The organism is Streptomyces sp. 2114.4 (assembly GCF_900187385.1).
GTDB classification, from domain to species: domain Bacteria; phylum Actinomycetota; class Actinomycetes; order Streptomycetales; family Streptomycetaceae; genus Streptomyces; species Streptomyces mooreae.
The window spans coordinates 2,471,554-2,496,916 of the sequence record NZ_FYEY01000001.1 but is presented as its reverse complement, the minus strand read 5'-3'; the positions used below and the strand labels follow the sequence as shown (position 1 = coordinate 2,496,916).

Genomic DNA, 25,363 nt, shown 5'->3' with positions numbered 1-25,363 from the left:
TGCGCCGTGCCACGGGGAGCGTGCGCCGCGCCCCGCCGGGGTGGAACCCCTGCCTACGGCAGGAAGTACATCGGGTTCGGCAGCTTGAACGTCCGGTCCCCGGCGCCGCCGTTCAGATCGCTGTACTGGTCACCGAAGTTGGCGACGACGCGGTAGCCGAGGGATTCGATGTGCTTGCGGGTGCCCGACTTGTACTCGACCGTCGTGCAGGTGGCGCCGCAGGGCAGGTAGGCCGGCGGGTGCTCCTTGTTCTTCAGGTAGACGTGCCCGGCGTCCAGGGGCACGTCGTAGCCGACGTTCTTGAGGTTGCGTACGCTCCAGTCGCGCTGCGCCTCCTTGCGCCCGGTCAGGAAGAACACCTCGGCGCCCTTGGCGTGCGCCCAGTTGACCAGCCGGTTCATGCCGAAGACCGGATCCATGTCGTGGTGGGCCAGGTACTTGTCCTGGCTCTCCTCGGTGTAGTGGAAGCCGACCTGGAGCTCGTAGTTGTAGGTGAGCAGGGTCGTGTCGTCCATGTCGAGGACGATGGCCGGCTTGGGCTGCTTGCCCTGCTTGCCCGTCCGGCCCTGCTGCGCAAGGGCCTTGGACAGGTAAGTGCGGGCCTTGGCCTCGATGCCGCGGACCTGGCGGGCGTAGTTGCTGTGCGGGGAGGCGTAGTGCTCGCCGTCCGCCGTCACCGTGTCGCCGTAGTACGCCTTGATCTTGTCCTGCACCTGCGTGAGGTTGGGGATCTCCTTGTCGGTGCGCGGCACGGAGTGTTCGGCGGTGGCCTGGCCTATGCCGAAGACCGCGGTGCCGGTGACGAGAGCGGCGACCGTCGCGGCGCCGAGCCGGGCCTTTCGGGTGAGGGCGGGGCGGAAACGGGCGGGGCGGGGCATGCGCGGCTCCTTGGGAGGCATCAGTGGACTTCGTAGGTCTAACAGAGCATCAAGTCGGTATCTACGCGCGAAGATTCAACGCTTGGTAAAGGCTCATGGGCGCTGGCCGTGGAGATCGCCGCGGTCCGGACGCCGGCCTGGCGGCGGAGGGCACCCGAGAGGGCGCGCGGCCGGCGGCCCCGGACCGGAGATCACGGACCGGCCGTGGTCCTGTGCGGGGTGGCCCGGCACGCGTACGGTGAGGCACGGATCGGTGGCGGTGCGCCACAGTGGTCCCGTACGTGATCTTTGAAAGGGGCTGTTCCGATGGCACAGGAAGTGCGCGGCGTGATCGCGCCGGGGAAGAACGAACCGGTCCGGCTGGAGACTGTCCTGGTGCCGGATCCGGGCCCCGGCGAGGCCGTGGTGAAGATCCAGACGTGCGGGGTGTGCCACACCGATCTGCACTACAAGCAGGGCGGCATCAACGACGACTTCCCGTTCCTGCTCGGACACGAGGCCGCCGGCGTCGTGGAGTCGGTCGGCGCCGGGGTCACCGATGTGGCGCCGGGGGACTTCGTCGTCCTGAACTGGCGGGCGGTGTGCGGCCAGTGCCGCGCCTGCCTGCGGGGCCGCCCCCAGTACTGCTTTGACACCCACAACGCCCGGCAGAAGATGACGCTGAAGGACGGCACGGAGCTGTCCCCGGCGCTGGGCATCGGCGCCTTCGCCGACAAGACGCTGGTGGCCGCCGGACAGTGCACCAAGGTCGACCCCCGGGTGGCGCCCGAGGCGGCCGGACTGCTGGGCTGCGGGGTGATGGCGGGCATCGGCGCCGCGATCAACACCGGAGGCGTCGGGCGGGGCGACTCGGTCGCGGTCATCGGCTGCGGCGGCGTCGGCAACGCGGCCGTGGTGGGCGCGCGGCTGGCCGGTGCGGTCACGATCGTCGCCGTGGACATCGACGACCGGAAGCTGGAGACCGCGCGCTCCATGGGCGCCACCCACACGGTCAACTCCCGTACCGCCGACCCCGTCGAGGCGATCCGCGAACTGACCGGCGGCTTCGGCGCGGATGTCGTCATCGACGCGGTCGGCCGCCCCGAGACCTACCGGCAGGCGTTCTACGCCCGCGATCTGGCCGGGACCGTCGTCCTGGTCGGCGTCCCCACCCCGGACATGACCCTGGAACTTCCCCTCCTGGACGTCTTCGGCCGCGGCGGCGCGCTCAAGTCCTCCTGGTACGGCGACTGTCTGCCCTCCCGCGACTTCCCGATGCTGGTCGATCTGCATCTGCAGGGCCGGATCGACCTGGGGGCGTTCGTCACCGAGACCATCGGCATCGCGGACGTGGAGCAGGCCTTCGCGCGGATGGAGTCGGGCGATGTCCTGCGTTCGGTGGTGACGCTCTGATGGCGGCCCGCATCGACCACCTGGTCACCTCCGGAACCTTCTCCCTCGACGGCGGCACCTGGGACGTCGACAACAACGTATGGATCGTCGGCGACGACGACGAGGCGATCGTCATCGACGCCTCCCATGACCCCGACGCCATCCTCGAAGCCCTCGGCGGCCGGACACTGCGCGCGATCGTCTGCACCCATGGGCACGACGACCACATCGACGCGGCCCCGGCGCTGGCCTCCCGCACCGGCGCCCGGATCCATCTGCACCCCGCCGACCTGCCGTTGTGGAAGATGACCCACGCGGACACGGCGCCGGACGCGGAGCTGGCGGACGGCCAGGTGCTGACCATCGCCGGTACGGATCTGACCGTGCTGCACACCCCGGGCCACGCGCCCGGCGCGGTCTGCCTCCACGCCCCCGACCTGGGCACCGTCTTCACCGGCGACACCCTCTTCCAGGGCGGCCCCGGCGCCACCGGCCGGTCCTTCTCGGACTTCCCGACGATCGTGGCCTCGATCCGGGACCGGCTGCTGACCCTGCCGCCCACGACCCAGGTCCGCACCGGACACGGCGACTCCACGACGATCGGGGCGGAGGCCCCGCATCTGGACGAGTGGATCAAGCGGGGGCACTGAGGGGCGAGCGGGGCACCGAGGCCGCGAGGGCCGAACGGCGGCGCGCGGGGCCATTAAGGGGAGGGGCGGCCGTATCCCGTAAGGGTTGCGGGCGCCCCTTGCGGGCCACAACGCGGCGGAGGCGGAGGGTATTCCGGCGGAGGACGAAGGGCGGCGACGCCACCTCAGGGGCCCCTTCAGGAAGCCCCCTCACGCCTCCCTGGCCGCCCGTTCCAGGATGCGGGCGGCCACCGCGGGGGAGTCCACCAGCGGATGCAGCGCCAGCGCCCGCAGCGCGGCGTCCCTGTCCTTGTAGACCGCCGCCTCCACCGTCGCCCGCTCCACCGCCTTGACCTGCAGCATCAGCCCCAACTGGTCCTCGGGCAGCGGCGCGCAGGGCAGCGGCCTGGCGCCCTGCGACGTCACCTCGCACACCGTCTCCACGATCGCGTCCGGCGCCAGCTGCGGCACCGTCGTCCCGTTGCGGACGTTGAGGATCAGCCGGGTCCCGCTGTCGCCCACGATGGCGTGCATCAACGCCAGCGCCACCCGGTCGTAGCCACCGCCCTCCAGGTCGTGGCTGTCGCGCTGCCAGCCGCCACTGGCCGCCCTGCTGTGCGCCATATACGTCTCCTCGCGCTCCAGCCGGGTGCGCTCCCACAGCTCGTACGCCCCCTCCGGACCGCCGGCTGACGCGGCCCGCTCGAAGAAGCCGCCCTGCTGCTGGTCGAGGAATTCACCGCGGGTCTCGGCGGTGTCCCGTACGGAGCCGAGGGTTTCGCGGCGGAAGTAGTAGTAGTGCAGGTACTCGTTGGGCAGTGCGCCCAGGGTCCGCAGCCAGTCGGCGCCGAAGAGCCGGCCCTCCTCGAAGGAGCCCAGCGCGGCGTCGTCGGCGAGCAGCCCCGGCAGCAGCTCGGTGCCGTCCAGTGTCAACGACCGCAGCCAGCCGAGGTGGTTGAGCCCCACGTAGTCGTAGCCGACCCGGCCGGTGTCGTCGAAGGCCGCCGGGTCCACGCCGGCCGCCCGTGCCGCCCGGCGCACCAGCCCCACCGGCGAATCGCAGATCCCGATGACCCGGTCGCCCAGCACCTGGGACATCGCCTCGGTGACCGTGCCCGCCGGGTTGGTGAAGTTGATGACCCACGCCTCGGGGGCGAGAACCGCGATCCGCTCGGCGATGTGCAGGGCCACCGGGACCGTCCGCAGGCCGTAGAGGACACCGCCCGCGCCGACCGTCTCCTGGCCGAGCACCCCCTCGGACAGCGGGATCCGCTCGTCGCGGATCCGGCCTGCCGTGCCGCCCACCCGGATCGCCGAGAAGACGAAGCCGGCCCCGGCCAGCGCATCGTCCAGCCGGTTCTCGACCCGTACGGGCACCGGCGCCGGATGCCCCCGCGCCAGCCGCGTCAGCACCTCGGCGATCACCGCCACCCGGCGCGGATCGGTGTCGTGCAGCACCACCTCGGAGACGGCGTGCGCCGGGTCGTCCAGCAGCGCGCGGTAGACCAGCGGCACCCGGAAGCCGCCCCCGCCCAGAATCGTCAGCCTCATGGGGCGGAACGTACCGCAGCATCAGGCACACTGGCGGCACGTGCCGATACGAGAGGAGCGAGCACGGTGAGCAGCCGACGCGATGACCTTTTGCCCGCGGGACCGGCCGCAGTGCCACCGGCCCTCGATCCGCTCGCCGCGGTGCGCGCCGACGGCGATCCGTACACCGACGTCTATCTCACCGGCACCGTCTTCCTGGACATCATCTTCACCGGCCTGGACAGCGCCCCCGTCCGCGGCACCGAATCGTGGGCCCGCGGTATGGGCTCCAGCCCCGGCGGCGTCGCCAACATGGCCACCGCGCTGGCCCGGCTCGGCCTGCGCACCTCCCTGGCCGCCGCGTTCGGCGACGACCACTACGGCGAGTACTGCTGGGAAGCGCTCGAACAGGGCGAGGGCATCGACCTGGCGCTGTCCCGCACCGTCCCCGGCTGGCACTCCCCGGTCACCGTCTCCATGGCGTACGAGGGCGAGCGCACGATGGTCTCGCACGGCCACGAGGCGCCGCCGCCCGACTTCGCCTTCGACGGCAAGCACGCCCCGGGCTGCCCGCCGCCGTCCCGCGCCTGCATCGCCTCGCTGGTACCGGGCCGCCGGGAGGGCTGGCTGGGCTGCGCGGCCGGCCGCGGCAGCCGCATCTTCGCGGACGTGGGCTGGGACGACACCGGCCGCTGGGACCCGGCCGACCTCGCCGACCTCGAACACTGCGAGGCGTTCCTGCCCAACGCCGAGGAGGCGATGCGCTACACCCGCACCAACTCCCCGCGCGACGCCGCGCACAAGCTCGCCGACCGGGTGCCGCTGGCGGTGGTCACGCTGGGTGCCGAGGGCGCCTACGCGGTGGACGGGCGGACCGGGGAGAGCGCCGAGGTGCCCGCCATCGCCGTGGAGGAGCTGGATCCCACGGGCGCCGGCGATGTCTTCGTGGCCGGATTCGTCACCGGCACCCTCGCCGACTGGCCGCTCGCCGACCGGCTCGCCTTCGCGGGGCTGAGCGCCGCGCTGTCCGTCCAGGAATTCGGCGGCTCGCTGTCCGCACCGGGGTGGGCCGAGATCGCCGGCTGGTGGCAGCAGGTGCGCGCCTACGAGGCGGGTGCGCCGGGCGCGCTGCGCCGCCAGTACGCCTTCCTCGACGAGGTGCTGCCCGCGGCCTACCGGCCCGCTCCGCTGGCCCGCGCCGTCCCCACGATCGGCTTCCGCCGCCCGGCCTGAGCGGCCCCCGGGCCGGACCGGACGCGCACCGGCCATCCCCTGGGCAGCTCACCGGCCCCCCGGCAGCGCACCGGCCCCCCGGATGCGCACCGGCCGCCCCCGGCAGCGCCCCGGCCGCCCCCGGCAGGAAAAGACCTCAGGCTTGTCAGTGCCCCGTCGTACTCTTGTATCCCAAGGAGTCGAGTGCAGGTCATTGCAGGCAGGCACCTCATACGAGCAAAGGATGGGGGTTGAGCAGGCCACCGAGCCGCCCCATGACGCAGACACCCATGCAACCGCCCGCGCGCGCCCAGTTCACCGTCCCGGCCAAGCACCCGATGGTCACGGTCCTGGGATCCGGAGACTCCCTTCTGCGCGTGATCGAAAAGGCCTTCCCGGCGACCGACATCCATGTCCGGGGCAACGAAGTCAGTGCGGTCGGCGACGCCGCCGAGGTCGCTCTGGTCCAGCGCCTCTTCGACGAGATGATGCTGGTGCTCCGCACCGGACAACCGATGACGGAGGACGCAGTGGAACGCTCCATCGCCATGCTGCGCGCGGCGGAGGACGGCGAGGGAGCGGTGAGTGAGACACCCGCCGAGGTGCTCACCCAGAACATCCTGTCCAACCGCGGCCGCACGATCCGGCCCAAGACCCTCAACCAGAAGCGCTACGTCGACGCCATCGACGAGCACACGGTGGTCTTCGGCATCGGCCCGGCCGGCACCGGCAAGACCTACCTCGCGATGGCGAAGGCCGTGCAGGCGCTGCAGGCCAAGCAGGTCAACCGCATCATCCTGACCCGCCCCGCGGTCGAGGCCGGCGAACGGCTCGGTTTCCTGCCCGGCACCCTCTACGAGAAGATCGACCCGTATCTGCGCCCGCTCTACGACGCGCTGCACGACATGCTCGACCCCGACTCCATCCCGCGCCTGATGGCCGCGGGCACGATCGAGGTCGCTCCGCTGGCATATATGCGCGGAAGAACGCTCAATGACGCGTTCATCATCCTCGACGAGGCACAGAACACGAACCCCGAGCAGATGAAGATGTTCCTCACCCGCCTCGGTTTCGACTCGAAGATCGTCATCACCGGCGATGTCACCCAGGTCGACCTCCCCGGCGGCACGAAGAGCGGTCTGCGCCAGGTCCGGGACATCCTGGACGGCGTCGACGATGTGCATTTCTCCCTGCTCACCAGCCAGGACGTGGTCCGCCACAAGCTGGTCGGCCGTATCGTCGACGCCTACGAGAAGTACGACAGCCGCAACGGCAAGTGAGTGCGGGCCGGCCGGGACCACCGGCCGGCCCGTGCCCGGCACACAGAAGCGAGAAGCGACTCCCCCATGTCCATCGACGTCAACAACGAGTCCGGCACGGCCGTCGACGAGCAGGCCATCCTGGATGTCGCCCGCTACGCCGTCGCCCGGATGCGTATCCACCCGCTCTCCGAGCTGTCCGTGATCGTCGTGGACGCCGAGGCCATGGAACAGCTCCATCTCCAGTGGATGGACCTGCCGGGACCGACCGATGTCATGTCCTTCCCGATGGACGAGCTGCGTCCGCCGGCGAAGGACGACGAGGAGCCCCCGCAGGGTCTCCTCGGCGACATCGTGCTGTGCCCCGAGGTCGCCAAGAAGCAGGGCGAGGAGGCCCCGACGGGGCACAGCATGGACGAAGAGCTCCAGCTGCTCACCGTCCACGGCGTGCTCCACCTCCTCGGCTACGACCACGAAGAGCCGGACGAGAAGGCCGAGATGTTCGGCCTGCAGGCGGCGATCATCGACGGCTGGCGGACCGAACAGGGCCTGACCGGGCCCTCGCCGGCCCCCACTGTGACCTGACGGGACGCCGTGATGACCACCCAGCTGATCGCGGTCGCGGTCCTGCTCGTCGTGATCGCCTGGCTCGCCGCCTGTGCGGAAGCCGGTCTGGCCCGTACGACGAGTTTCCGGGCCGAGGAAGCCGTCCGCTCCGGCCGCCGCGGCAGCGCCAAGCTCGCCGCGGTCGCCGCCGACCCCACCCGCTACCTCAATGTCGCCCTGCTGGTGCGGGTCGGCTGCGAGATGGCCGCCGGTGTCCTGGTCACCTACGCCTGTCTGCGCTCCTTCGACAAGACGTGGCAGGCGCTGACGGTCGCCATCGCCGTGATGGTGCTGGTCTCCTATGTCGCCGTCGGCGTCTCGCCGCGGACCATCGGCCGCCAGCATCCGCTGAACACCGCGACCGCCGCCGCCTATGTGCTGCTGCCGCTGGCCCGCGTCATGGGCCCCGTCCCGCAGCTGCTGATCCTCCTCGGCAACGCCCTCACCCCGGGCAAGGGCTTCCGCAAGGGCCCGTTCGCCTCCGAGGCCGAGCTGCGCTCGCTGGTCGACCTCGCGGAGAAGGAGTCGCTGATCGAGGACGAGGAGCGCCGGATGGTGCACTCCGTCTTCCAGCTCGGCGACACCCTCGTCCGCGAGGTGATGGTGCCGCGCACGGACCTGGTCGCCGTCGAGCGCTTCAAGACCATCCGCCAGGCGCTCACCCTGGCCTTGCGCTCCGGCTTCTCGCGCATCCCGGTGACCGGCGAGAACGAGGACGATGTCGTCGGCGTGGTCTACCTCAAGGACCTCGCCCGCAAGGTCCACATCAGCCGCGACGCCGAGAACGAGCTGGTCTCCACGGCCATGCGCCCCGCCGTCTTCGTCCCCGACACCAAGAATGCCGGTGATCTGCTGCGCGAAATGCAGCAGGACCGCAATCATGTCGCGGTGGTCATCGACGAATACGGCGGCACCGCCGGCATTGTCACCATCGAGGACATCCTGGAAGAGATCGTCGGCGAGATCACCGACGAATACGACCGGGAACTGCCGCCCGTCGAAGATCTCGGCGACGGGCGCTATCGCGTCACCGCCCGGCTGGACATCGGCGACCTCGGCGAGCTGTACGGGCTGGCCGAGCTGGACGACGAGGACGTCGAAACGGTCGGCGGGCTGCTCGCCAAGCTCCTGGGCCGGGTGCCCATCGCCGGCGCCACCGCTGAGGTCGACCTCTCCGAGGACGCGTCGGACCCGGGCCTGAAGGCGCTCCGGCTGACCGCGGAGTCCCCGGCCGGCCGCCGCAACAAGATCATCACGGTGGTCTGCGAACCGGTGCGCAGCGAGGGTGCGGACGTGTCCGAGGAGCCTTGGGCGGGCGGCCGTTCCGCCGGCTGAACGGATGCGGAATTCACCGCGTAATTCTTTGTGGCGACGGGAATGATTCTCGCCATCGAATCCACAAGGCTACTTATCTCCAGTGCACCGGAAATGTTCTGCAAGCCATCTCCGGTGGGGCTGGATTCTTTCGTGTGCCGCATGGAAAGATCTTCGGGCGGTCGCTGGAAGCGCGGCCGTCACGCGTGAGAGAAATCGTCACAGAGATCTTCCCGCGCGGGCTGCCCCGGAGCGGGGGACCGGGGCAGCCACCTCTCCCTTCCGCCGCGGCGCCGCGCGCGCATCGTCCGCGGCGCCGGACCGGCCGCCCCCTTTCCCGCCGCCGTCCGCGGTCCCGCATATGCTCGCCCGTATGAGCGAAGCCGCACCGCTGGACCCGGAAGACCGCAAGATCATCACGCTTGCCCGCTCGGCGCGGGCCCGTAACGGAGTGCCCGAGGGCGCCGCCGTCCGCGACGAGACCGGCCGCACCTATGTCGCCGGCACCGTCGCCCTGGACTCGCTGCAGCTCAGCGCGCTGCAGACGGCCGTGGCGATGGCCGTCGCCAGCGGGGCCACGTCCCTGGAGGCCGCGGCCGTGGTCACCGACGCCGAGCGCGCGGCCGACGCGGACCGTGCGGCCGTACGGGACCTCGGCGGGCCCGCGACGCCCGTCCTGGTCGCCGGCCCCGACGGCACCCTGCGCAGCACCGTTCCGGCGGGCGACGCACCGGCCTGAGCGCGGGGCGGTACGGGCGGACGGGGCACGGGTGCCGTACGGGCGGAGCGCGGACGGCGTGCGGGGGCCACGGGTTGCGGCCCATCGGCCGCGGCGGGCCGCCCCGTCCCGGCCGTCCCCTCCCGGCCGCCCCGTCCCGGCCGCCGCGGCCGTTTGGTCGGAGCCGCGTCCGGCATCGGGGAGAATGGGCGCCATGAGCGTTCGTACAGAGTCCTCCGCCGCGCACCGCGCCGGCTTCGCCTGCTTCGTCGGCCGCCCCAATGCGGGCAAGTCCACCCTCACGAACGCTCTCGTCGGCACGAAGGTGGCCATCACCTCCAACCGCCCGCAGACCACCCGCCACACGGTCCGCGGCATCGTGCACCGCCCCGAGGCGCAGCTGGTCCTCGTCGACACCCCCGGTCTGCACAAGCCGCGCACGCTGCTCGGTGAGCGGCTGAACGACGTCGTGCGGACCACCTGGGCCGAGGTGGACGTGATCGGCTTCTGCCTGCCCGCCGACCAGAAGATCGGCCCCGGCGACCGCTATATCGCGGCGGAGCTGGCGGGCATCAAGAAGACCCCCAAGGTCGCCATCGTCACCAAGACCGACCTCGTCGACTCCAAGGCGCTGGCCGCCCAGCTGATCGCCATCGACCAGCTCGGCAAGGAACTGGGCATCGAATGGGCCGAGATCGTTCCGGTCTCGGCGGTGGCATTGGAAGAGGCGGGGCGCAGCCCCTCGGACAAGGGCGGTGGCGGGCGAGGGGCCGGCCAGGTGGCGCTCCTCGCCGACCTGCTCGTGCCGATGCTCCCGGAGAGCCCGCCGCTCTACCCCGAGGGCGATCTCACCGACGAGCCCGAGCAGGTCATGGTCGCCGAGCTGATCCGTGAGGCCGCGCTGGAGGGCGTCCGCGACGAACTGCCGCACTCCATCGCGGTGGTCGTCGAGGAGATGCTGCCGCGCCAGGACCGCCCCGCCGAGAAGCCCCTCCTCGACATCCACGCGAATGTCTACATCGAGCGCCCCAGCCAGAAGGGGATCATCATCGGCCCCAAGGGCAAGCGCCTGAAGGAGGTCGGCATGAAGTCGCGCAAGCACATCGAGGCGCTGCTCGGCACGCCGGTCTTCCTGGATCTGCACGTCAAGGTCGCCAAGGACTGGCAGCGCGACCCGAAGCAGCTGCGCAAACTGGGCTTCTGAGCCCGGCCGGCTCCCGGCCGCTGGGCGCCGCGGCCCTCAGAGGCCACGCCCCGGATGCCGCGCACCGCTCAGGCCACGCCCCGGATGCGGCGCACCAGCAGCGCCCCCACCAGCCCGACCGCCGCCGCGACGGCATACAGCATCCGGTAGCCGCCGAGGTGATGGACGATCGGCGCGGCCAGCGCGGGGGCGGCCACCTGCGGCAGCGCGTTGGCGATGTTGATGACGCCCATGTCCTTGCCGCGGTGCGCGGCGGCCGGCAGCACCTGCGTCATCAACGCGAAGTCGACGGCGGTGAAGACGCCGAACCCCACCCCCAGCAGCGCCGCGGCGCACAGCGCACCCGGCCAGGTCTGCCAGCCGGCCAGCAGCCCGGTCGCCACCGTCATGATCACCCCGGACCACAGCACGAACGGCTGCCGCCGCCCGGCCCGGTCCGACCAGAAGCCCCCGACGACGACCGTGCCCAGCAGGGTCACGCCGTTGACCGCGGTCAGGATCAGCACCCCGCCGCCCGGGTCGGGACGGTGCAGCACATCGCGCAGGTAGTACAGCAGGTACAGCAGGGCCAGTGCGTTGCCCAGGTTGATCAGGAAGCGGGTCAGCCAGGCCCATCCCAGATCGGGATGGCGGCGCGGACTGATCCAGAACCCGGCGGCCAGTGCCCGGACGCTCAGCCGCGGGCGCCGTCCGGCCGGCAGCACCGGGTCCCGGTGCCCCAGCACGTACGGCAGGGTGCCCAGCACCACGAAACCGGCGCAGGCCAGATAGCCCGCGGTCACTCCTCCCGTGGCCCCGCCTCCTTCCGCCGCACCTCCGGCGGCCACGCCCCCCGCCACCGTCGCCAGGCCCGTCCCGGCCACCACGCCCAGGATCTGCGCGGCACCCAGCCAGCCGCCCACCGCCCCACGCTGCCGACGCGGCACCCGGTCGGGCACCGCCGCGGTGATCGCCGCGAAGGCCGCATTGAGGGTGAGCTGCACCAGACACCACCCCAGCACCATCACCGCCACCGAGCGCGCCCCGGCCAGCAGGGCGAGCGCGCCGGCCCCGCCCGCGACCCCCGCGGCGATCCACGGCGTACGCCGCCCGAACCGCGAGGCCGTACGGTCCGACAGCGCCCCGAAGAGCGGGTTGGCCACCATCGAGACGACGGCGCCCGCCCCCGTCACCCACGCCAGCACCGACTCCTTCGGCGTCCCCGGCGGCGCGAGCTCGGCGGCCTGCAGCGCCAGCAGGATCTGCAGCGGCCCGTACCACCCGACCCAGATCGCCCCGTTGGCCAGCGACAGCGCGGCGGTCCACGCCCGCCCTGCCGGCTGTGACGGCTCCGCAAGCGCCTCGGGAGCCGCCGGGCCGCTCATCCCCGTGCCTGCTCCCGCAGCACGCCTTGCAGCCAGCGGTACGAGGCCTTGGGCGTCCGCTTCAGCGTCGCGTAGTCCACGTGCACCAGGCCGAACCGCCGGGCGTACCCCTCCGCCCACTCGAAGTTGTCCATCAGCGACCACACGAAGTAGCCCCGCACGTCCACCCCGGCCGCCATCGCCGCGTGCAGCGCCCGCAGATGCCCGTCCAGGAACGCGATCCGCTCCCGGTCCTCGATCCCCTCGTACGAGCACCCGTTCTCGGTGATCACGACGGGCGGCAGCCGGTCCCCGTACCGCTCCCGGAACGACACCAGCAGCTCGGTCAGCGCCTCCGGTACCACCGGCCAGCCGAAATCGGTGCGGGGGTAGCCCTCGATCTCCCGTGGAGCGAAGGGAAGTTCGGGCGGCAGCCGGATCCCGCCGAAGTCGGTCCCCGCGGCCTTTCCCGCCCCCGTGGCCTCATCCGTCCCCGCGGCCCCCTCCGCTGCCGGGGCTCCCACCAGCGTCGGCTGGTAGTAGTTGATCCCGTACCGGTCCACCGGCTCCGCGATGACCTGCAGATCCTCCGCGACCGGCCCCGGCAGCAGCGCCGCCAGCTCCTCGTCCGGATACCGGCCCAGCAGCACCGGCTCCGCGAACAGCCGGTTGAGCAGCAGGTCGTAGAGGCCGGCCGCCGCGGTGTCCGCCTCCGATGCGCTCGCCGTCCAGGTCGGCCCGTGCGAGTTGGCGATCCCGATGTCCGTCGCCCCGCGGGCCCGCAGGGCCTGCACGGCCAGCCCGTGTCCCAGCAGTTGATGGTGCGCGGCCGGCAGCGCGTCGAACAGCAGCTGCCGCCCCGGCGCATGCTGTCCCAGCCCGTAGCCCAGCAAGGTCACCTCGGCGGGCTCGTTGAGCGTGATCCACCGCTCCACCCGGTCCCCGAGCCGCCCCGCCACCACGTCCGCATACGCCGCGAAGCGCTCGGCGGTCTCCCGCCGGAGCCAGCCGCCGCGCTCTTCCAGCGCCTGCGGGGTGTCCCAGTGGAAGAGCGTCGGCACCGGTGCGACGCCCGCCGCCAGTAACGCGTCCACCAGCCGGTCGTAGAAGTCCAGCCCCGCGCCGTTGACCGCCCCGTCCCCGTCCGGCACCACCCGCGGCCAGGCCACCGAGAACCGGTACGCCCCGACCCCGAGCTCCCGGAGCAGCCCCACGTCCTCCCGGTAACGGTGGTAGTGGTCGGTCGTCACCCGGGCGTCCGACCCGTCCTTGATCCGCCCTGCCCCCGCCGCGAAGACATCCCAGACGGAGCGCCCCCGCCCGTCTTCCTCCACCGCCCCCTCGATCTGCGGGGCGGACGTGGACACCCCCCATAAGAAGTCACGGGGGAAGCGGGGCAGCGGGGCGGGCACCGGTTCGGTCGTCATGCGCCGGATCTTTGTAACCGGCGGTAACGGTGTCAAGGGGGTGGGCGGCGACGGGTAGTTGGGACGCCGCGCAGACTGCCCCCGGCGGGTGGTGGGACGCCGCGCAGACCGCCCCCGGCGGGTGGTGGCGCCCCGGCGGCTACGCCCCTTCCTTCATCACCTTGGTGATCAGCTTGCGCTGTTCGTCCGTGAGCCGGGGGTCGGAGCAGTAGACCGTCCTGCCGTCGACGGTGATCTGGTAGCTGAAGCCGTCCGGTACTCCGACCGGGGGCTCGGTGCGGCCGGTGGCGACGGCATCCTTGGCCAGGTTCTGCCAGTCCTCGGCGTCCGGGCGGCCCGCGGTGTCGACCTCGGCGCGGCGGTCGACGCCCGCAAAACCGCCGGTGCGATGAACGTGAATGCGCATAACGACTCCTCCGACGTCACGACTCCTCCGACGTCCTGCGACGGACTTCTACCCCGTACGGCCACGCTAACCGTGCGCGGGGCGGGCGCGCCTGCGGGCGGCGCCCGCCCCGCGGACCTCGTGGCGCCGCTACTTCGGGGTCACACCGACCTGCGTCCAGGCCTTGACCACGGCCTCGTGCTCGTCGCCGGCCCCGAAGCGGGCCTGCGCGGCCTTGATGGTGAGGGCGGCGAAGTCCGCGAACTGTGCGTCGGTGGAGAGCTTGCCGCCGGTCAGGACGTCGTACCAGACCTGCCCCGCCCGCTCCCAGGCCTTGCCGCCGAGGGCGGTGGCGGCCAGGTAGAAGGCGTGGTTGGGGATACCCGAGTTGATGTGGACGCCGCCGTTGTCGTCGGTGGTGCGGACGTAGCCCTTCATCGTGGCGGGCTGCGGGTCCTTGCCCAGGACGTCGTCGTCGTACGCGGTGCCCGGGGCCTTCATCGAGCGCAGCGCCTTGCCGGTGACGTTCGGGCCGAGGAGGTCGGCGCCGATCAGCCAGTCCGCCTGGTCGGCGGTCTGGCCGAGGGCGTATTGCTTGATCAGCACGCCGAAGACATCGGAGACGGACTCGTTGAGGGCGCCGGGCTGGCCCTCGTAAGTGAGGTTGGCGGTGTACTGGGTGACGCCGTGGGTGAGCTCGTGGCCGATGACGTCGACGGGGATGGTGAAGTCCTTGAACAGGTCGTTGTCGCCGTCGCCGAAGACCATCCGCTCGCCGTCCCAGAAGGCGTTGTCGTACTTCCGGCCATAGTGGACGGTGGCGTTGAGCGGCAGGCCGGCGCCGTCGATGGACTTCCGGCCGTAGATCTTGAGGTAGAGCTCGAAGGTGGCGCCGAGGCCGGCGTGGGCGCGGTTGACGGAGGCGTCCTTGACGGGGCCGTCCTTCTCCGTGTGCACCTTGTGACCGGGCAGGTTCTCCGTGTGCCGGGCGTCGTAGACGGTGCGGTCCGGCTTGTCGGGGGAGGCGCCGGGCTCGCCCGGGGTCAGCCCGCCGCGGGCGGCGAGCTCGCGGCGCTCGGTGCGCCGTACGTGGTCGTGCTCCAGGGTCCGGCGGGCGGGCTCGTGCCGCTCCGGGTCGTCGGACTGTGCCAGGTTGTCGAGGATGTGCGGCGGGATGATCGTGCAGAAGACCGGGGTGTGGCCGGTGGCGTGATCTGACTGCGCGTCGTTGAGGTCCATGAACAAACGGTGGCACTGTGTGATGCGGCTGTCACTCCCCGCGTCCAAGATTCCTGAAAAAGTGTGGTTGGTCGCATTTGGGGAACAAAGTCCGCCCGGTCCCGCATACTGATACGCGACCGCCCTCCAGGGCCGACCTCGGCTAAGGTGCTGTGCATCATGCGTTTCGGGCTGCTTCTCCTTAGCTGCCGCGGTGAGGGCCTGTAGTCGTAGGCCGACCCCCTCCCCGCGGAGTTCGGTGTTGCGATCTTTTCGCCCCGTCGGCCCTCCCTGACTCCCCAGGAGCAGGGGGACCCCAGCGGACACACGAGGAGCCCCACGCACCATGACGAATCCGTCGAGCCCCGCAGGCCATCCCGTCGGCCGGCCCACCCCGGTCACCAACGCGACGCAGCTGCAGCGGCCCTCGGGCATGCCGGTCCACAAGTACGGCCGCTACGAAGCCGTCGACATCCCCGACCGCACCTGGCCCGACAACCGCATCACCGCCGCGCCCCGCTGGCTCTCGACCGACCTGCGCGACGGCAACCAGGCGCTGATCGACCCGATGTCACCGGCCCGCAAGCGCGAGATGTTCGATCTGCTGGTACGCATGGGCTACAAGGAGATCGAGGTCGGCTTCCCGTCCTCCGGTGAGACCGACTTCGCCTTCGTCCGCTCCATCATCGAAGAGGGCGCGATCCCCGAGGACGTGACGATCTCCGTCCTGACGCAGGCCCGCGAGGAGCTGATCGAGCGCACCGTGGAGTCGCTGCGCGGCGCCCACCGGGCCACCGTGCACCTGTACAACGCCACCGCGCCCACCTTCCGCCGGGTCGTCTTCCGCGGCTCGAAGGAGCAGGTCAAGCAGATCGCGGTGGACGGCACCCGGCTGGTGATGGAGTACGCCGACAAGATCCTGGGCGACGAGACGATCTTCGGCTACCAGTACAGCCCGGAGATCTTCACCGACACCGAGCTGGACTTCGCACTGGAGGTCTGTGAGGCGGTGATGGACGTCTGGCAGCCCGAGGAGGGCCGCGAGATCATCCTGAACCTGCCCGCCACCGTGGAGCGTTCGACGCCGTCCACCCACGCCGACCGCTTCGAGTGGATGTCGCGCAACCTGTCCCGCCGCGAGCACGTCTGCCTGTCGGTGCACCCGCACAACGACCGGGGCACCGCCGTCGCCGCCGCCGAGCTGGCGGTCATGGCGGGCGCCGACCGTATCGAGGGCTGCCTGTTCGGGCAGGGCGAGCGCACCGGCAACGTCGACCTGGTGACGCTGGGCATGAACCTGTTCTCCCAGGGCGTCGACCCGCAGATCGACTTCTCGCAGATCGACGAGATCCGTCGCACCAGCGAGTACTGCAACCAGATGGAGATCCACCCGCGCCACCCCTACGCGGGCGATCTGGTCTACACCGCCTTCTCCGGCTCCCACCAGGACGCCATCAAGAAGGGCTTCGACGCCATGGAGGCCGAGGCCACCGCCGCCGGCAAGACCGTGGACGACATCGAGTGGGCGGTCCCCTACCTGCCCATCGACCCCAAGGACGTCGGCCGCTCCTACGAGGCCGTCATCCGCGTCAACTCGCAGTCCGGCAAGGGCGGTATCGCCTACGTCCTGAAGAACGACCACCACCTGGACCTGCCGCGCCGGATGCAGATCGAGTTCTCCCGGATCATCCAGGAGAAGACCGACACCGAGGGCGGCGAGATCACGCCCACCGCCATCTGGTCCGCCTTCCAGGACGAGTACCTGCCCAACCCGCACAACCCGTGGGGCCGTATCCAGGTCAAGAACGGCCAGACCACCACCGACAAGGACGGCATCGACACCCTCACCGTCGAAGCCGAGGTGGACGGTGCGGAAACGGTGCTGGTCGGCACCGGCAACGGCCCGATCTCCGCGTTCTTCCACGCGCTGCAGGGCATCGACATCGACGCTCGGCTGCTCGACTACCAGGAGCACACCATGAGCGAGGGCGCCTCCTCGCTGGCCGCCTCGTACATCGAGTGTGCGATCGGCGACAAGGTGCTGTGGGGCATCGGCATCGACGCGAACACCACGCGTGCCTCGCTGAAGGCCGTCGTCTCCGCCGTGAACCGCGCGGGTCGCTGAACCGGCAGCCGCACCGTCCCGCACGCGCCCCCGTCGCTCTCCCCGAGCGGCGGGGGCGCCGTTGTACGACCCCGCCACCTGAAGGTGGGGTTTGAACCCCCTCCACGTCACGGTGAGTAAAAACGTCAGTACTTTTGGTGACTCGGCGCTCGTCGGACAGGCCGCGACGCCGGACACCAAGGACGTGCAGATGAGCAGACACGGCATGCCCGTACTCTCCCGGCTCCTCGTGGCGGCGGCCGCCTCGCTGGCCGTGGTGGCCTCGGCCCTCGCCCCGGCGGCCGCGGGCGCACCGGCTCGCGCGGCGGACCGTCCGGAGTATGTGGCGCTCGGCGACTCCTACAGCGCCGGGGTGTTCGTCCGCCCCTGGGAGGAGGACGACGGCTGCGGCCGCTCCGCGCGCAACTATCCGCACCAGGTCGCCCGTCAGCTGGGGTTCCACCTGACCGATGCGACCTGCGGGGCCGCCGAGGTGGTCGACGGGGTCCTGGGGCCCCAGCCGGCCGCCAAGATCTACGGTCCGCCGTCGGTCCCGCCCCCGGGCGGCTGGTCCGATCTGCCCCCGCAGGTGGAGGCGCTGTCCCCCACCACCGACTACGTCACCGTCGGCATCGGCGGCAACTCCCTCGGCTTCGGGTCCATCGTGAGCACCTGCCTCGAACTGGGCATCACCAAGCCCCTGCAGACCAAGCCCTGCACCAACCACTACACCGGCACGGGTGCGGGGGCGAGCTGGCTGGAGGAGCGGTTCGCGCAGCTCGACGCCGACTTCGACCGCATGATGACGGTGATCCACCGGCGCGCACCACAGGCGAGGATCGCGGTCGTCGGCTACCCCGCCATCGTCCCGGACGGCTCCGGCTGCTCGTTCCTGCACTGGAACCAGCTCGGCAGCGTCAAGAAGGGCGACATGCCCTGGCTGGACGGGCTCGAAAAGCGCCTGAACGGGCTGCTCCACCGGCACGCCGAGGAGCACGCCGCGCTCTACGTCGACACCTACGGGCCCAGCCTGAACCACGGGGTGTGCCACAGCGGGGACGCGAAGTGGATGTACGGGGTCCGGGACAACCTCACCGGTGACGGCGACCAGACCGACACGCCGTCGGAGCTGTGCAAGACCATCCCCGGCTCCGGCGAGGCCTGCACCTTCGTCCCCCCCAACGCCCGCGGCCTGGACAACCAGGCGCACCAGGTGACCCGCGCCCTGACGACCTCGATGGGGTGACGGGAAGCCCGGTGCGCTCCCGCACTGCCCTCACCGTTTTGGCCAAGCCCGGCCCGCGGCACCACCGGGGCCCGCGGCCGCCTCACCCGCCGTCCGCCTCCTGACAGCCACGCAGTTCACGGCGCCCACAGGCCTCTGCCCCTCCCGTGCAAGGGGCAGAGGCCTTCGTCATCCGGCCAGTTGTCCGGTACGAGGTGCTGACGCCACATCATGTATGTGGCTAACATCACGTCCCATACGGCGAGGGCGCCATGGGGTACTCCCTGGGAACCCCACCCGTACCCGGAGGGCTACGGGGGAGTTACGGAGGGCTGACGTGAGGCACAAGGTGTGTGTGATGGGTGTGCGCACGTCCTGGCGCACCGTCGCCGATGGCGAGTTCTTCTGTCCGGACTGCGGCGGGGACCGCAACTACCTCCGCCGGACCGGCCGTCGCCGTCTCACCGTCCTCGGCGTCCCGCTCCTGCCCCGCGGTGCCACCGGCCCGGTCCTGGAGTGCTCGGCCTGCCGCGGCCACTTCGGCCCGGACGCCCTCGACCACCCCACCACCGTCCGCTTCTCCGCGATGCTCAGGGACGCCGTCCACACCGTCACCCTCGCGCTGCTGGCCGCCGGGGGCACGTCCTCCCGCGCCGTCCGTGACGCGGCAGTCGACACGGTCCGCGCGGCCGGCTTCGCGGACTGCTCCGAGGACGAACTGCTGACCCTGCTCGCCGCCCTCGCCGCCGACACCGGCCGGCTCACCGGCACCTACGACGCGGTGACCGGCGGCCACTGCGCGCCCCAGGGTCTGGACCCGTGCGGCACCGCGCTGGCCATAGAGCTCCACGAGGCGCTGGAACCGCTCGCCCCGCACCTCGCCCCCGCCGGCCGGGAGGCGATCCTCCTCCAGGGCGCCCGTATCGCTCTCGCGGACGGCTCCTACACACCCGCCGAGCGCGAGGTGCTGAGCACCGTCGGCAGCGCCCTGACGCTCCGCCCCGCCGACACCAGCCGGCTGCTCGAGGCGGCGCGCACCCCGTCCTGAGGGGCACGGCGGCCGGCCCGATGCGCCGGCACCCACGTGACCGGCCGCGACGCGACGGCCGCACGGGAGCCGGAACGACCCCGCCACCACAGCAGGGCGACGGGGTCGGACACCAGCAGCGGCCGGGCGGTTCAGGCCGGCGTCAGACGCACCGGCAGGCTGCGCAGACCGCCCGAGATGAAGCCGTCCGTCGGCGCCAACTCCTCCGGTGACACGGCCAGTTGAAGCCCCGGGAAACGGGCGAAGAGGGCCGGCAGCGCGATCCGCGCCTCCATACGGGCCAGCGGAGCGCCCAGGCAGTGGTGGACGCCGTGGCCGAACGCCAGGTGCTCCTGACGGGTGCGCCGGACGTCGAAGCCGTCGGCCCTCTCGCCGTGGAACGCGGGGTCACGGCCGGCCGCCGCGTACGCCGGGAGGATCGCCTCGCCCTTGCGGATGGTGGGGCCGTCCGGGATCTCGATGTCCGCCACGGCGAAGCGCAGCGGGAGCGCGGCGATGCTCGGGGCCCAGCGCAGCGTCTCCTCGATCACGTCGTTCCAGTGCACCTCGCCCGACAGCACCAGCCGGAGCTGTTCGGGGTGGGTGAGCAGGGCGTGCACGGCGTTGCCGAGGAGGTCGACGGTGGTCTCGTGACCGGCCCCGATGACGAGCAGGAGGGTGTCGAGCAGTTCCTGCTCGGTCATCCGCTCGCCCTCGTCGTCCCGCGCGGAGACCAGCAGGCTCGTCAGGTCGTCGGCCGGGTGCTCGCGCTTGGCGGCGACCAGGCCGGACAGCAGCGCATGGACGGCCGCGCCGGTGGCGGCGGCCTGCTCCGGGGTGGCCGTGGTGTCCATGATGGCCGCGACGAGGCGGGCGAGTTCGGCGCGCTGCTCGCCCTCCGGGAAGCCGAACAGCTCGCAGATCACCTGCATCGGCAGCGGGTGGTTGAAGCGGGCGCGCAGGTCCACGGGTTCGCCCGCGGGGTGCCCGGCCAGGTCGTCCAGGAGGGCCGCGGTGATGGCCTCCACGCGCGGGAGCATGGCGTCGGTGCGGCGGGCGGTGAACGCCGGGGCGATCAGCTTGCGCAGCCGCCGGTGGTCGGCGCCGTACGCGGTGAACATGTTCGTGACGCCGATCCACGACTGCAGCCAGCTGCCGCGGATGTCCTCGCGCTGCCACAGGGGCCAGTGCTCCCGTGGGTTCTTGGAGACCCGGTCGTCGGTCAGCAGCTGCTTGAGCAGGGTGTGGCTGGTGACCGACCAGGCCTCGATGCCGCCGGGGAGCTCGGTGCGCGCCAGTGGGCCTAGCGCGCGGAGACGGGCGGCCTCTCCATGGATGTCGCTTCCGACCGGGTCGATGACGTAGGGCTGCTGTCCCTGTTGTGCCATGGAGTGGCTCCTGCCTGGTCGGGGGTGATCGGGGTGAAGCGGGCCGGGAGCGCGGCCAGCGCCCTATGGAACGCACCGTTGCGCCACTGCAACTCGCTCGCGTCCACGGCGAGTTCGATGTCCGAGAGCCAGGCGGTCAGCCGCTCGATCGCAGTGGTGGCGATCAGCAGCGCATGCCGCTTCACGGGGCAGGCGTGCGGGCCTGCCGCCCAGGACAGGTGCGAGCCGCCGCCCGAGCCCGGGCCCGTCTGCCCGGTGGTGTCGAACTGGCTGTTGGCGGCCGCGTACGACACCATCACCAGCTGCCCCTTGCGCACCCAGGTGCCGTGGAAGAAGACGTCACGGACCGGGAAGTGCGCGGAGTAGTTGGCCAGCGGCGGGTCGTTCCACAGCACCTCGTTGAGCGCGTCGTGCGCGGTCAGCGCGCCACCGGAGAGGGTGTGGTAGTAGCGGTCGTCGGAGAGCATCCGCGACAGCGCGTTGCCGATGAGGTTGGCGAGCGGTTCGTTGCCCGCGCCCATCGTGAGGATGACGTTGTGGATCAGTTCCTCGTCGTTGAGCGCGTTGGGGTGGTCCATGAACCAGGAGGTCAGGTCCGGCCCGCGCTCGGCCTTCTTCATACCGACCAGCTCCATGATGTAGCTGGTGTAGGCCTCGTTGGCGGCCGCGGCCTCCTCGGGGGAGTTGCCGTCCAGCATGCCCCCGATGGCCGTGATCAGCCGGTCGCTGTACGAATCCGGCATCCCGAAGAGGTTGTTGAACATCAGCAGCGGGATCAGCCGCGCGTAGTCGGCGATCAGGTCGACCTCGCCGTGCGCGCCGAAGCGCCGGATCAGGGAGTCCGCGGCGTGGTGGACGCGGGCGCGCAGCTCGTGCGGCTCGACGAGCTTGAAGCTGTCGACGACCACGTCCCGGTAGCGGACGTGCGCCGGCCCGTCGGCGTAGAAGATGTTGGGGCGCCACATCAGCATCGGCATGACCGGCGAGTCCGCCGGGACCGTGGTCATCCACTCACGGGAGTCCTTGGACCAGGTGGCGTCGTCGTGCAGCAGGTCGAGGGCGGCCCGGTAGTCGGTGACCAGCATCGCGGTCACCTCCGGCGCGATCTCGACCGGCGCCAGCGCACCGTACTGGCGCAACTGGTCGTAGATGCGGTGCGGATCGGCGGCGAAGTCCGGTCCGTAGAGCTTCACCGGGGTCTGTGCGTCGGGCTGCGCCGGCGGGTACTGCTGCGCGGGGGCGGCGTGCGCCGGGCAGCCCGGTGGCGGTGCGGCTCCCGGCTGGTGCGGGGAAGTCACGGGTTCGGGTTCTCCTCGGGGGTGTGGGCCAGGACGTGCCCGACCAGCGAGATCAGCGCGTCGACGGACTGCTCCCGGTCGCGGGCGTCGCACAGCACCAGCGGCGTTTCGGGGTGCAGATCGAGCGCTTCGCGGAGCTTTTCGACGCCGTACTGGGGCGCGTCGGGGAAGGTGTTGACCGCCACCGCGTAGCGCAACCCGGCCTCCTCGACGATGTCCATCACCTCGAAGGAGTCCGCTAGGCGGCGGGTGTCGGCGAGGACGAGGGCGCCCAGCGCGCCCCGGGCGATGTCCTCCCACAGGGGGCGGAACCGTTTCTGCCCGGGGGTGCCGAACAGATACAGCACCAGGTCCCCGGGCAGCGTCAGCCGCCCGAAGTCGATGGCGACGGTGGTGGTGGTCTTCTCCCGGACGCCGGCGAGGTTGTCGACGCCCGCGCCCGTCTGGGTCATGACCTCTTCGGTGTGCAGCGGCGGGGTTTCGGACAGCGCGCGGATGAGCGTGGTCTTGCCGACGCCGAACGGCCCCGCCACCAGGAGTTTGACCAGGGTCTGGTGCTCGCCGGAGAGGTACATGCTGCCGGTGCTCGCGTCGGCGTGGGCGCTAGGACTTGAGAGAGCGGAGTCCATCGAGAACCCTCTCCAGGATCTGTCGGTCGAATTGCTCGGCTTCGGGAATGGGGACACGGGCGTGCAGCCGCCCGGCATCGACGAGGTCGGCCACCAGCACCTTCACCACGCTCACCGGCAGGTGAAGGTGGGCGGCGACCTCGGCCAGAGACAGCGCCCCGGGCTGCAACAGCTCCAGGATGCGGTGCTCCTCCGGGCGTACCTCGCTGGTGATCGGCATCCCGACGCTGTGCAGCAAGGTGAGCCGGTCCAGGGTGTTGCGGCTGGGGCGGGCGCGTCCGCCGGTGGCCAGATAGGCCGGTACGAGGCGCCTGCCGCTGCTCTGGCGCGGGGTCATACGGGGTTACCCGAATCCCGTGCCGGGCTGTTCATGACCTTGTTGCCCAGGGTCGTCACCTGGATCTGCATGTGGTGGGCGACGACGCCCATGTTCACCTCCGGACCGGCGAAGACGGCGAGGCAGGTGTTCTCACCGGCGGGTATCGCGAAGACGAAGCCCTCGTCGGACTCGATGACCGTCTGCCGCAGCCGGGTGTCGTCCTTCCCGGCGAACGCCGCGGTCACGGCACGGCCCGCGCCCTGGAGCGCGGACATCATCGCGGCGACACCCTCGCCGGAGTCACGCTGCAGGCCCGGTGAGGCGCCCTCGATGAAACCGTCACCGGAGATCACTGCTGCGTGAATAACATGCGGCAACTCCATGAGGGGCGCCAGCACCCAGGACTTGTCCTCGGCGACGCGGCGGCGGGTGGGGCTGTTCATGACTGAGCGTTCCCTTCGGGACTGCGAGGGGGTTCTGACTGGGCGGCTGCCCGGCCGGTTTCGGTACCGCGCTGGAGCGCGGCCCAACGGGTTCCGGTCTCTTCCGGGGAGCGCGGGGGAGCCGACTCGGTGCGCGGGGCACTCTCGTCGAGTTCGGAGACGGGCTTACGGCGGCGCCGGCGCGGGAGTTCCCCGTCGGCCTGCTGGGCGGGTGCCTCGTAGGAGGGGGCGGGCTGCGCGGCGGGTGCGGGCTGCGCGGCGGCCGGGGGCGGCGTCGCGGAACCGGTGGGCAGTGCGGAGGAGGAACGATCCGGCACCCCGGAACGGTGCGGCAGGGGAGCCATCACGGACATCGGCTGGGCGCTCTCGTCGAGGACGGTGAGGAGGGGGTCACCCGGGATGTACACGACCGCCCGCACACCGCCGTACGGCGACGGCTCGACGTGCACCCCGAAGCCGTACTGGCGCACCAGCTGTCCGGCCGCCGCGAACCCGGACCGCGGCGGGTCGCCGAGCTGGGTGAGCAGCAGGTCGTCGTCGCCCGACAGCAACACCATCGCGGCCTTGATCTCGTCGTCGTGCATACCGACGCCGTAGTCGTCGACGATGACCGAGGCGCCGCGGTTTCCCTGCTGCAGCGTGATGGTGACGGGAAGTTCACGGTGCGAGTGGTGCAGCGCGTTGGCCAGCAGCTCGGTCACCACGATCGCGACCGGCTCCACGGCCCGCGCCACCACGGCGACCGGGTCGCGCAACTGGTTGCTGACCTGCACCCGCTCGTAGCCGCGCAGCCGGGAGGTGGCGCCGACGACCAGCTCGGCGAGGTAGGAGTCCTCACGGGTCAGCCCCGGCCACGCGCCGCAGACGACACCGGTGGCCTGGATGCGCCGCAACGCCTGCTCGTTGAGGAAGTCGGCGTTCAGCAGGTCCTGGGCGACGTTCGGGTCGTCGTAGCGGTGCTGCATCTCCTGCAGCGCCGACTGGAGCTGGTAGAGCAGCGCCTGGATGGTGGTGGTGGCGCCGCGCAGGGTGGACTGGGCGGCGGCGTCGACGCGCGCCCGCTCCTTGGTGATCGCGTCGCTGACCTGCTCCAGTACGGCGTTCAGCGCCTGGTCGGTCTCCGTCCCGGCGAACCGGGCGTCCAGCAGCCCCGGTACGGGCACATGCGGGTGGGCCAGCGCCAGCGTCAGGTCGGGGAGCCGAGTTTCGGCCAGGTGCCGGATCTCGGCCTCGGTGGCGCGCAGCCGGGCCGACAGCTCCGTATTGCTGTGGAGCGTGGCGCTGTTCTGTTCCTCAGCGGCGGACAGGCGCGATCTCAGACCGGCGCGCTGCCCGCGCGCGCGGATCGAGAGCGCCGCCAGGACCACGGCGGCGGCCGTACCTGCGCTGAGGCACCACAACAGCGCCTCCGGTATGGATGTCATCGAGATCCTCAATTGGGGGTACTGACGGGGTCGGCCGGCCTTCACGGCGTTGTGCTGCCGATCATCACGGGATGCTACCGGGCTGTTGACGTGCCGTGAGGGCCACTTCCCCCGGGGGACGGAGAAGTGCGGAAGGTCGCCTTCCGCCCGCGATGCCCCGGACGATAACGTGATGTGGCCCCGTCATCCAGTGGGACGGCGGGGCCTTTGTGTGCCTGGTGTGTACGCCTGGTGAAAGACAGTCAGGCGGCTGCGAATTGCCCGTCCTTGACGGCGTCGATGAACGTGGTCCAGCGGGTGGCCGGGACGGTGAGCACCGGGCCGGGCGAACTCGCGCATCGTCGGAAGCCTTCCGCCGCCGGTTCGGTCAGGGACAGGGGGCCTCCGGCGACAGCGTGGCGGCCCTGAACAG

Annotated in this window: 23 protein-coding genes; 11 read left to right on the top strand and 12 right to left on the bottom strand. The window is 71.4% G+C overall.

The features are described 5' to 3' along the window. Positions 1-53: 53 nt before the first annotated feature. Positions 54-878 carry an HAD family acid phosphatase gene (locus CFW40_RS10900; protein WP_088797602.1) on the bottom strand — a complete coding sequence of 275 codons (825 nt, stop codon included), beginning with the start codon at positions 876-878 and terminating at the stop codon, positions 54-56. A gap of 306 nt (positions 879-1,184) precedes the next feature. Here CFW40_RS10900 and CFW40_RS10895 point away from each other — a divergent pair, with 306 nt between their 5' ends. Both CFW40_RS10895 and CFW40_RS10890 read left to right on the top strand, forming a co-directional pair. Beyond that, a complete protein-coding gene (locus tag CFW40_RS10895; protein ID WP_088797601.1) occupies positions 1,185-2,270 on the top strand; it encodes an S-(hydroxymethyl)mycothiol dehydrogenase in 1,086 nt (361 codons plus the stop codon). Then, positions 2,270-2,899, top strand: a complete 630-nt coding sequence (locus tag CFW40_RS10890; RefSeq protein WP_088797600.1) for an MBL fold metallo-hydrolase — start codon at positions 2,270-2,272, stop codon at positions 2,897-2,899. Before CFW40_RS10895 ends, CFW40_RS10890 begins: the two co-directional genes overlap by 1 nt. Before the next feature lie 189 nt (positions 2,900-3,088). Here the strand turns inward: CFW40_RS10890 and CFW40_RS10885 are convergent, their stop codons facing one another. Further along, positions 3,089-4,429: a 6-phospho-beta-glucosidase gene (locus CFW40_RS10885; RefSeq protein WP_088797599.1), complete on the bottom strand. Its 1,341-nt coding sequence runs from the start codon at positions 4,427-4,429 to the stop codon at positions 3,089-3,091. A gap of 66 nt (positions 4,430-4,495) precedes the next feature. On the opposite strand from CFW40_RS10885, the gene CFW40_RS10880 reads away from it, so the two are divergent. The 6 genes from CFW40_RS10880 to CFW40_RS10855 all read left to right on the top strand — a co-directional run bounded on the left by CFW40_RS10880 (position 4,496) and on the right by CFW40_RS10855 (position 10,721). Next, positions 4,496-5,641: a carbohydrate kinase family protein gene (locus tag CFW40_RS10880; RefSeq protein ID WP_088797598.1), complete on the top strand. Its 1,146-nt coding sequence runs from the start codon at positions 4,496-4,498 to the stop codon at positions 5,639-5,641. A gap of 254 nt (positions 5,642-5,895) precedes the next feature. Beyond that, positions 5,896-6,900: a PhoH family protein gene (locus tag CFW40_RS10875; protein ID WP_088797597.1), complete on the top strand. Its 1,005-nt coding sequence runs from the start codon at positions 5,896-5,898 to the stop codon at positions 6,898-6,900. 66 nt (positions 6,901-6,966) lie between these two features. Then, complete coding sequence (gene ybeY / locus CFW40_RS10870) at positions 6,967-7,464, top strand: rRNA maturation RNase YbeY (protein WP_088797596.1); 498 nt, start codon at positions 6,967-6,969, stop codon at positions 7,462-7,464. 12 nt (positions 7,465-7,476) lie between these two features. Continuing rightward, a complete protein-coding gene (locus tag CFW40_RS10865; RefSeq protein WP_088797595.1) occupies positions 7,477-8,820 on the top strand; it encodes a hemolysin family protein in 1,344 nt (447 codons plus the stop codon). A gap of 352 nt (positions 8,821-9,172) precedes the next feature. Further along, entirely contained in the window at positions 9,173-9,538 is a 366-nt protein-coding gene (locus CFW40_RS10860) for a cytidine deaminase (protein ID WP_088802040.1), read from the top strand. Between the two features lie 184 nt (positions 9,539-9,722). Beyond that, positions 9,723-10,721: a GTPase Era gene (locus CFW40_RS10855; protein WP_371127300.1), complete on the top strand. Its 999-nt coding sequence runs from the start codon at positions 9,723-9,725 to the stop codon at positions 10,719-10,721. Positions 10,722-10,789: 68 nt separating this feature from the next. On the opposite strand, the gene CFW40_RS10850 is transcribed toward CFW40_RS10855, so the two are convergent. The 4 genes from CFW40_RS10850 to CFW40_RS10835 form a co-directional block, all read right to left on the bottom strand. Next, entirely contained in the window at positions 10,790-12,085 is a 1,296-nt protein-coding gene (locus tag CFW40_RS10850) for an MFS transporter (RefSeq protein WP_088797593.1), read from the bottom strand. Next, complete coding sequence (locus CFW40_RS10845) at positions 12,082-13,491, bottom strand: glycoside hydrolase family 1 protein (protein ID WP_088797592.1); 1,410 nt, start codon at positions 13,489-13,491, stop codon at positions 12,082-12,084. The genes CFW40_RS10850 and CFW40_RS10845 overlap by 4 nt, the downstream gene beginning before the upstream one ends. Before the next feature lie 139 nt (positions 13,492-13,630). Then, positions 13,631-13,897 (bottom strand): protealysin inhibitor emfourin, encoded by a 267-nt coding sequence (locus tag CFW40_RS10840; RefSeq protein WP_088797591.1) that lies wholly within the window; start codon positions 13,895-13,897, stop codon positions 13,631-13,633. A 129-nt stretch (positions 13,898-14,026) separates the two neighbouring features. Next, a complete protein-coding gene (locus CFW40_RS10835; RefSeq protein ID WP_088797590.1) occupies positions 14,027-15,115 on the bottom strand; it encodes a M4 family metallopeptidase in 1,089 nt (362 codons plus the stop codon). A gap of 325 nt (positions 15,116-15,440) precedes the next feature. Between CFW40_RS10835 and leuA the strand changes: the two genes are divergently transcribed. The 3 genes from leuA (at position 15,441) to CFW40_RS10820 (ending at position 19,471) form a co-directional block, all read left to right on the top strand. Next, positions 15,441-17,219, top strand: a complete 1,779-nt coding sequence (leuA, locus tag CFW40_RS10830; RefSeq protein ID WP_088797589.1) for a 2-isopropylmalate synthase — start codon at positions 15,441-15,443, stop codon at positions 17,217-17,219. A gap of 112 nt (positions 17,220-17,331) precedes the next feature. Continuing rightward, on the top strand, positions 17,332-18,444 hold the full coding sequence (locus CFW40_RS10825) for an SGNH/GDSL hydrolase family protein (RefSeq protein WP_256331513.1): 1,113 nt from the start codon (positions 17,332-17,334) through the stop codon (positions 18,442-18,444). 337 nt (positions 18,445-18,781) lie between these two features. After that, positions 18,782-19,471, top strand: coding sequence for a TerB family tellurite resistance protein (locus CFW40_RS10820; RefSeq protein ID WP_088797587.1), 690 nt, complete (start codon positions 18,782-18,784; stop codon positions 19,469-19,471). A 131-nt stretch (positions 19,472-19,602) separates the two neighbouring features. On the opposite strand, the gene CFW40_RS10815 is transcribed toward CFW40_RS10820, so the two are convergent. From CFW40_RS10815 to CFW40_RS10790, 6 genes are read right to left on the bottom strand one after another with little or no spacing between them, the layout of a single operon-like run. Further along, the gene (locus CFW40_RS10815) at positions 19,603-20,838 is read right to left on the bottom strand and encodes a cytochrome P450 (protein ID WP_088797586.1); all 1,236 of its coding nucleotides are present in this window, start codon (positions 20,836-20,838) and stop codon (positions 19,603-19,605) included. Then, entirely contained in the window at positions 20,754-22,136 is a 1,383-nt protein-coding gene (locus CFW40_RS10810) for a cytochrome P450 (RefSeq protein WP_088797585.1), read from the bottom strand. Before CFW40_RS10810 ends, CFW40_RS10815 begins: the two co-directional genes overlap by 85 nt. Continuing rightward, positions 22,133-22,711 carry an ATP/GTP-binding protein gene (locus CFW40_RS10805; protein ID WP_088797584.1) on the bottom strand — a complete coding sequence of 193 codons (579 nt, stop codon included), beginning with the start codon at positions 22,709-22,711 and terminating at the stop codon, positions 22,133-22,135. Before CFW40_RS10805 ends, CFW40_RS10810 begins: the two co-directional genes overlap by 4 nt. A gap of 28 nt (positions 22,712-22,739) precedes the next feature. Next, positions 22,740-23,102 carry a DUF742 domain-containing protein gene (locus tag CFW40_RS10800; RefSeq protein WP_030413708.1) on the bottom strand — a complete coding sequence of 121 codons (363 nt, stop codon included), beginning with the start codon at positions 23,100-23,102 and terminating at the stop codon, positions 22,740-22,742. Further along, positions 23,099-23,527, bottom strand: a complete 429-nt coding sequence (locus CFW40_RS10795) for a roadblock/LC7 domain-containing protein (protein WP_088797583.1) — start codon at positions 23,525-23,527, stop codon at positions 23,099-23,101. The genes CFW40_RS10800 and CFW40_RS10795 overlap by 4 nt, the downstream gene beginning before the upstream one ends. After that, positions 23,524-24,951 (bottom strand): ATP-binding protein, encoded by a 1,428-nt coding sequence (locus CFW40_RS10790; protein ID WP_088797582.1) that lies wholly within the window; start codon positions 24,949-24,951, stop codon positions 23,524-23,526. The genes CFW40_RS10795 and CFW40_RS10790 overlap by 4 nt, the downstream gene beginning before the upstream one ends. Positions 24,952-25,363 lie beyond the last annotated feature (412 nt).

Excerpts from the sequence above, each read along its gene's own strand:
- CFW40_RS10790 (WP_088797582.1), bottom strand. The coding sequence starts at position 24,951 with ATGACATCCATACCGGAGGCGCTGTTGTGGTGCCTCAGCGCAGGTACG.
- CFW40_RS10895 (WP_088797601.1), top strand. The coding sequence starts at position 1,185 with ATGGCACAGGAAGTGCGCGGCGTGATCGCGCCGGGGAAGAACGAACCG.
- CFW40_RS10840 (WP_088797591.1), bottom strand. The coding sequence starts at position 13,897 with ATGCGCATTCACGTTCATCGCACCGGCGGTTTTGCGGGCGTCGACCGC.
- CFW40_RS10815 (WP_088797586.1), bottom strand. The coding sequence starts at position 20,838 with ATGGCACAACAGGGACAGCAGCCCTACGTCATCGACCCGGTCGGAAGC.
- CFW40_RS10855 (WP_371127300.1), top strand. The coding sequence starts at position 9,723 with ATGGGCGCCATGAGCGTTCGTACAGAGTCCTCCGCCGCGCACCGCGCC.
- leuA (WP_088797589.1), top strand. The coding sequence starts at position 15,441 with ATGACGAATCCGTCGAGCCCCGCAGGCCATCCCGTCGGCCGGCCCACC.
- CFW40_RS10835 (WP_088797590.1), bottom strand. The coding sequence starts at position 15,115 with ATGGACCTCAACGACGCGCAGTCAGATCACGCCACCGGCCACACCCCG.
- CFW40_RS10890 (WP_088797600.1), top strand. The coding sequence starts at position 2,270 with ATGGCGGCCCGCATCGACCACCTGGTCACCTCCGGAACCTTCTCCCTC.
- CFW40_RS10850 (WP_088797593.1), bottom strand. The coding sequence starts at position 12,085 with ATGAGCGGCCCGGCGGCTCCCGAGGCGCTTGCGGAGCCGTCACAGCCG.
- CFW40_RS10860 (WP_088802040.1), top strand. The coding sequence starts at position 9,173 with ATGAGCGAAGCCGCACCGCTGGACCCGGAAGACCGCAAGATCATCACG.
- CFW40_RS10800 (WP_030413708.1), bottom strand. The coding sequence starts at position 23,102 with ATGACCCCGCGCCAGAGCAGCGGCAGGCGCCTCGTACCGGCCTATCTG.
- CFW40_RS10805 (WP_088797584.1), bottom strand. The coding sequence starts at position 22,711 with ATGTACCTCTCCGGCGAGCACCAGACCCTGGTCAAACTCCTGGTGGCG.
- CFW40_RS10795 (WP_088797583.1), bottom strand. The coding sequence starts at position 23,527 with ATGAACAGCCCCACCCGCCGCCGCGTCGCCGAGGACAAGTCCTGGGTG.
- CFW40_RS10885 (WP_088797599.1), bottom strand. The coding sequence starts at position 4,429 with ATGAGGCTGACGATTCTGGGCGGGGGCGGCTTCCGGGTGCCGCTGGTC.
- CFW40_RS10865 (WP_088797595.1), top strand. The coding sequence starts at position 7,477 with ATGACCACCCAGCTGATCGCGGTCGCGGTCCTGCTCGTCGTGATCGCC.
- CFW40_RS10875 (WP_088797597.1), top strand. The coding sequence starts at position 5,896 with ATGACGCAGACACCCATGCAACCGCCCGCGCGCGCCCAGTTCACCGTC.
- CFW40_RS10900 (WP_088797602.1), bottom strand. The coding sequence starts at position 878 with ATGCCCCGCCCCGCCCGTTTCCGCCCCGCCCTCACCCGAAAGGCCCGG.
- CFW40_RS10845 (WP_088797592.1), bottom strand. The coding sequence starts at position 13,491 with ATGACGACCGAACCGGTGCCCGCCCCGCTGCCCCGCTTCCCCCGTGAC.
- CFW40_RS10820 (WP_088797587.1), top strand. The coding sequence starts at position 18,782 with ATGGGTGTGCGCACGTCCTGGCGCACCGTCGCCGATGGCGAGTTCTTC.
- ybeY (WP_088797596.1), top strand. The coding sequence starts at position 6,967 with ATGTCCATCGACGTCAACAACGAGTCCGGCACGGCCGTCGACGAGCAG.